The 5,320-nt window shown below is 56.1% G+C and carries 6 protein-coding genes; 3 read left to right on the forward strand and 3 right to left on the reverse strand.

What is annotated here, in order from left to right; all coding sequences use genetic code 11:
- Positions 1-565: 565 nt before the first annotated feature.
- On the reverse strand, positions 566-1,450 hold the full coding sequence (locus tag J0I64_RS04490; RefSeq protein ID WP_291406412.1) for a LysR family transcriptional regulator ArgP: 885 nt from the start codon (positions 1,448-1,450) through the stop codon (positions 566-568).
- A 92-nt stretch (positions 1,451-1,542) separates the two neighbouring features.
- On the opposite strand from J0I64_RS04490, the gene J0I64_RS04495 reads away from it, so the two are divergent.
- Complete coding sequence (locus J0I64_RS04495) at positions 1,543-2,154, forward strand: LysE/ArgO family amino acid transporter (RefSeq protein WP_291406413.1); 612 nt, start codon at positions 1,543-1,545, stop codon at positions 2,152-2,154.
- A 20-nt stretch (positions 2,155-2,174) separates the two neighbouring features.
- A complete protein-coding gene (locus J0I64_RS04500; protein WP_291406414.1) occupies positions 2,175-2,585 on the forward strand; it encodes an FMN-binding negative transcriptional regulator in 411 nt (136 codons plus the stop codon).
- Positions 2,586-3,197: 612 nt separating this feature from the next.
- On the opposite strand, the gene J0I64_RS04505 is transcribed toward J0I64_RS04500, so the two are convergent.
- Complete coding sequence (locus J0I64_RS04505; RefSeq protein ID WP_291406415.1) at positions 3,198-3,827, reverse strand: TetR/AcrR family transcriptional regulator; 630 nt, start codon at positions 3,825-3,827, stop codon at positions 3,198-3,200.
- A 116-nt stretch (positions 3,828-3,943) separates the two neighbouring features.
- Here J0I64_RS04505 and J0I64_RS04510 point away from each other — a divergent pair, with 116 nt between their 5' ends.
- Complete coding sequence (locus J0I64_RS04510) at positions 3,944-5,053, forward strand: efflux RND transporter periplasmic adaptor subunit (RefSeq protein WP_291406416.1); 1,110 nt, start codon at positions 3,944-3,946, stop codon at positions 5,051-5,053.
- 26 nt (positions 5,054-5,079) lie between these two features.
- Here the strand turns inward: J0I64_RS04510 and J0I64_RS04515 are convergent.
- The coding region (locus J0I64_RS04515) for a hypothetical protein (protein WP_291406417.1) at positions 5,080-5,320 on the reverse strand (241 nt) is incomplete at its 5' end.

The raw sequence follows: 5,320 nt of genomic DNA on the forward strand, positions 1-5,320 counted from the left end.
CATCGACTGATCAGAAATCGCGAACGTCGCGCACGCGGCATCGACCCGCCAGCGCGCCGCATGACAGCGGCGACCGCAATCGGGTCCGGTCGTTTCTTTGGGGTCATAGTCCGTCGGCTCTGACCTGGTGGATTGCTGGCGGGGGCAGCCGCTCTTCTTGTACCAGCCGCGCTTCAATCTCGGCGACCTGCCGAACAAAGCTCTCTAAAAATGCCCGGTGCTCGGCTCTGACCGCGGCGCGCGCCAGTCGGCGGGCGCGACGTTGCGGATTCTCGATCGCCGGGACGCGGATCGGGCGAGTGTTCATCTGGTCAGCCTTATCTTGGCCAGCGGGTAGAAGGGAAGATCGAGGCCCGTCATCGGTGCCGTCTTCTGCCAGTAGCTTGAGCTTGGCGAGCGAGCGCAAGGCTCCCGCTAAACGCAGACCGCTGTCGCTCGAGACGGCACCGAGGCAGATCGAGTCCCGGTGCCCCTGCCCCGCCGGGTATTAAGGGACAGCTTCCGACCCCCTTTCGGACATTTGCGGGCCGAATTGACCTACCTAGAAGCCGCCGTTCATTCCGAGCTACCGCAGTGAGAGCTTTGCCGCGTTGACAACTTGGCGCGTCAACTCAGGAAACTGGCCCCAACGACCCACCTGCCAGTATAGGGCTATATCCGTTGTCGCGCCCGGGATGAGCTCAACAAGCCGCCCCGCCTCGATATGGGCCTGAACCAGATTGATCGGATTGAGGCTCCAGCCTATGCCAAGCAGGCAGGCTTCGACAAATCCGTGCGTTGAAGGAAGCCAATGGGTCGGCGGCGCCGGGGGCGATGTAAAATTGGCTGCGAGCCAATCCTGTTGCATCGTGTCCTTATGGTTGAAGGTGATCACGGGTGCATGCACCATCGCGTCTGCGGTGACCCCATCTGCAAAATGCCTGCTGATGAACTCTGGACTTGCGGTCGCAACATAGCGCAACTGCCCCAACGCCGTTACCGAGCATCCCGCGACTGGCTCGGACATCGACGTAACGGCGGCGAGAACTCGGCCTCGTCTCAACCAATCGGCTGTGTGATCCTGATCGTCGACAGCGATATTGAGAAGGACATCGGACAGCTGGGTGAACGCCGCCATCGCTAGCAGGAACCACGTTCCGAGACTATCCGCGTTCACAGCCACATCGACCGTTACCGGTCCAATCGAAGGATCCCCCAGCTCCGGCAGTTGCGCGAGCAGGTTGTTCTCCAGTTGCCCGACCATCTCCATGTGCCGACAAAGCCAGGCACCCTTGTCGGTGGCGCGGCAAGGAGTGCCACGCTCGATCAAGATGGCTCCCATTCGTTCTTCCAGCTGCTTCACCCGCTGTGAAATAGCAGAAGAGGTCACATTGAGAGCTTTTGCGGCTTTTTCGAAACTGCCAGTGCGCACGATCGTCGCGACCGCATAGGCCGCATTGTAATCCAGCATGTGTAGCTCGCCTTATGCGGCGTTAGTTTGTTTAATTTGTCTAATGCATGTGTGGCGACTACGGCAACCGGAATGACACATGCTGCATCACAATGACTCCATCGGTTTTCTTTACTGGCCTCGGAGTAAGCCTCAGCCTCATCGTGGCCATCGGTGCGCAGAATGCCTTCGTTCTACGCCAGGGTTTGAAAGGCGAGCACGTGCTGGCCGTATGCCTAGCCTGTGCAGTGTCCGACGCCGTGTTGATCGTCGTCGGTGTCACCAGTGTTGGGCAGATCGCGAGTTGGCTGCCCTGGGTCGATCCGGTCATGCGTATAGGCGGCGCAGCGTTCCTAACGTGGTACGGCGCCAAGAGCCTGATGTCAGCACTGCGTTCGACAAGCACCCTCTCCGTCGAAGGCGACCGCAGCGCGAAACCGCTTCTGCCAACGCTGCTGGCGTGCTTCGCCCTGACCTGGCTCAATCCTCATGTCTATCTCGACACGGTCGTACTACTCGGCTCCATTTCCACCCAGTTTGGGGGGCAACAGTTTGCCTTTGCCGCTGGGGCAGTCACAGGATCTTTCCTGTTCTTCTTTACCCTAGGCTTTGGCGCGGCACTCCTGCGCCCGATCTTCGCTAAACCTGCGGCTTGGCGCATTCTGGAAGCTATGATTGCTTTCCTGATGTGGCTGATCGCACTTAAGCTCATCAGCGGCGCATGACCTTCCCTCATCGAGCACTGATGTATCTACCCGACCACTTCAAGGAAGTTGACCCTGCCGAAATTGCGTCAATCATCTCCGGCGCTCCCTTGGCCTGCGTGGTTGCACATAGTGCGGAGGGCTTGGTCGCCAACCACGTGCCGCTCATGCTCGACAAGGGTGGCGACTTGATCGGCCACTTTGCCTTGGCCAAAATCATTGCATCGTTGGAGATGGTCAGTAGGTTCCGGTCATCTTTCGCGGTGTCGATACATCTCACCAACAGATATCCATCAAAGCAGGAATATCATCGCCATGTGCCGACTTGGAATTACCAAGTCCTCCACATCCATGGCACGATAAAGTACCAGTATGATGTACGCAGCAAGAAGGCGGCGATTTGCCTGTTGACCCAGAAACAAGAACGCCGCGTCAACAGCGACAAGGCGTAGCGAATGGCCAATTCGCCAGCTGGATACATGCTCGACGAGGTCGGCAAGATCGTCGCATTCCGAGTTTTGGTGACCAGCATGATCGCAAATCGAAACTCAGTCAAAACCGGGATCAACGCGATCTAGACAGAGCGGTTTGGAACTGAAGTCCACATGGGGAAGCAGCCTTGGCTGAACGCCAATAGCGATGAGGTCATACTGAAGGGCTTGACTGTGCCGATTCCGACCCATTCGGAAATAGGACGTTTTTGCGAAGATAGTGAAAGCGGCAGTAGAAGCTCCAAGTATGCGAAAACACTGCTAACAAAATACTTTAACCGGATTAATCGGTGCGATGCGACTGCGTCCGCAAAATCAAAATTGACAGCGCCGGAAGGCCTATGTTCACGGTAAAACACCAACTTCCATCCAAGCCATGAAGGATCATGGGGGCCACCCGCACGACCTACAGACAAATGCTGCCGGTGTCAGCTTTAAAAAAGCGCGCGAGGGACTGACCAGGCCACCGAAGAACTGCATTACGCTGACCAAGCGGATGAACAGCTCGCACATCGTTGGGGCATAACACTGTTGCGCAGCATCATGGCAAGCCCCAGCCAGCTTTCGTGAAGCTCATCTTCCGGTTCCGCGTTTTTCAAGAAAGTAGCGGATGAACAGTATGTGCTGTTCAACAAATTGCTCTGTTGCGACCTTGAACTCGGGATCGATATGCCTTGCTACGTTCAAGCCCAACAGCGGACTGATTAACAGGAAGGGATCCAGGTCAGCCGCTTCCCCTCGAAACTCACCTGTTTCACAGCCGTGTTCCACAATGGCCTGCACGGTGGCAAGAACCGGCAAAGCAAAGGCCTCTCGATACTTTCGCCTCAGGTCACCGAATGAATTGGCTTCTGCCACCAAAAAACGGCTGATTTCACTCATGTATCGATCTTGCACCATGGCTTTGTAAAGATCGCGCAAGAACGCAGTTAGCGTGTCGATTGCGGCCCCGCGGTACAAGGCGCTCAAATAGAAAGAGCTGTCGATCGAAGGCTGTGCGAGTTCGGAAACCATGCTCTCGAACAGGTTTTCCTTGCTAGAAAAGTATACGTAGATCGTTCCCTTGGTCACTCCGACCCGGTCGGCAATATGTTCGACGCTGGTCGCCGCATATCCTCGCAAAGAGAATTCCTCGAAGGCCGCCTGTAAAATCTCGCGTGGTCTTGCCTGTTTGCGTTCTGCTCGCGTGCCGGTAAGTGCCATTCGGCTGCTCCATCTTTGTTTACGCTCATAAAACTAGCATAGCGATCTAGCGGCACATTTTCATTGACTATCCATTTAGTCAAATCTATATTTTGCCTACTGATCGGAGTGGATTCATGACGGCAACTCACCTGCGCCTACCCTCTGCTTCAAGAACAACGAGGAAGGCAATAGCCCTGCTCTGTTGCGCTGGAGTTCTGGCCGGTTGTCAGCCAGCTGCGGAAACGCCTGAGAAAAAGCCACTTCTCGTTGATGCTGTAGTTGCTGAGTTAAGCGACTACTCGTCGCGCATCACGCTGACGGGTGAGATAAGGGCAAATACTTCGACAGACCTCGCATTCCAAACAAGTGGTCAAGTCGTTGAGCGCTTTGTGGAAGTGGGGGACAAAGTCGACGTGAACCAAATTCTGGCTCGTTTGAGTTCATCTGAGCAAGCTGCCGATCGGGATGCGGCACAGGCGGCTTTGGAAGCAGCGCAGTTCGCTCTCGATCAGGCAAGAACGAATTTGGGCAGGCAGCAGGGTCTGCTGGACCAGGGCCTCACCACGCAAAGTTCATATGACTCCGCGTCCGAAGCTGTTTCTACGGCAAGTAGCGCCGTGGATGCCGCGCAGGTTACGCTCGAGCGCTCTGCAGAAGCGATCGATCAGACCTCGCTCCGAGCTTTCGTCAAAGGAACGATCATTGATCGACAGATCGAAGTGGGGCAGGTGATACAAGCTGGACAGCCAGCGTACACCGTTGCTGCGGACGGTCCTCGCGAGGCAGTCTTTGCAGTCGATGAGGGTGTTTTGAGCGATGCCTTGGCTGCCCAGAGTTTTGTCGTTCGATCTGTGAACGATGCAAGCTCAACAGCCGCTGCTACGCTTAGCGAAATCTCGCCAACCATTAATAAATCCACTGGAAGCGTGGAAATCAAAATGACCGTCAGCTCGCCTCCGGAGGCGATGTCCCTCGGATCCGTGGTGACAACAAGCGGGATTTACGCAACCATTCAAGCCGTTGTCGTGCCTGCATCGGCCCTGACGTCTGAAGATGCCCTTGCTGCCGTTTGGGTGATTGACCCTCAAAGTCACGTGGCCACTAGACGCAAGGTTGAACTTGCGGCCTTCGACAATGATTCTTTGGTAATCAGCGGCGGCATTTCACCTGGGGACTTGGTAGTCACCGCCGGAGCGAACCTTTTATTTCCCGGCCAACCCGTTCGTGTGAAACAAGAACAATGATGAACCGCTATTTTGCAGCCACCAGCCTAGTCATGGTGCTTACCCTGGTTGGGTGCCAACCTGCCCCTGAGAGCACCGAAGAAGCGCAAGCCGTTCGGCCAGTTCTGACCAAGACAATGGCGCTCGAAGGTCAGGCGGCGGACCGGTTTGCCGGTGAAGTAGTAGCGCGCTACGAGGCTACCCTTAGCTTCCGCACCTTTGGTCGGGTGATCAGCCGTTCGGTCGAGATCGGGGATCGAGTAGAGCCCGGACAACAAATCGCGCAAC

Origin of the sequence: Devosia sp. (assembly GCF_017307565.1) — a bacterium.
In the GTDB taxonomy this organism is placed as follows: domain Bacteria; phylum Pseudomonadota; class Alphaproteobacteria; order Rhizobiales; family Devosiaceae; genus Devosia.

Bases quoted from the DNA above. Each gene is read 5' to 3' on its own strand.
- J0I64_RS04490 (WP_291406412.1), bottom strand. From the start codon at position 1,450: ATGCTGGATTACAATGCGGCCTATGCGGTCGCGACGATCGTGCGCACT.
- J0I64_RS04495 (WP_291406413.1), top strand. From the start codon at position 1,543: ATGACTCCATCGGTTTTCTTTACTGGCCTCGGAGTAAGCCTCAGCCTC.
- J0I64_RS04500 (WP_291406414.1), top strand. From the start codon at position 2,175: ATGTATCTACCCGACCACTTCAAGGAAGTTGACCCTGCCGAAATTGCG.
- J0I64_RS04505 (WP_291406415.1), bottom strand. From the start codon at position 3,827: ATGGCACTTACCGGCACGCGAGCAGAACGCAAACAGGCAAGACCACGC.
- J0I64_RS04510 (WP_291406416.1), top strand. From the start codon at position 3,944: ATGACGGCAACTCACCTGCGCCTACCCTCTGCTTCAAGAACAACGAGG.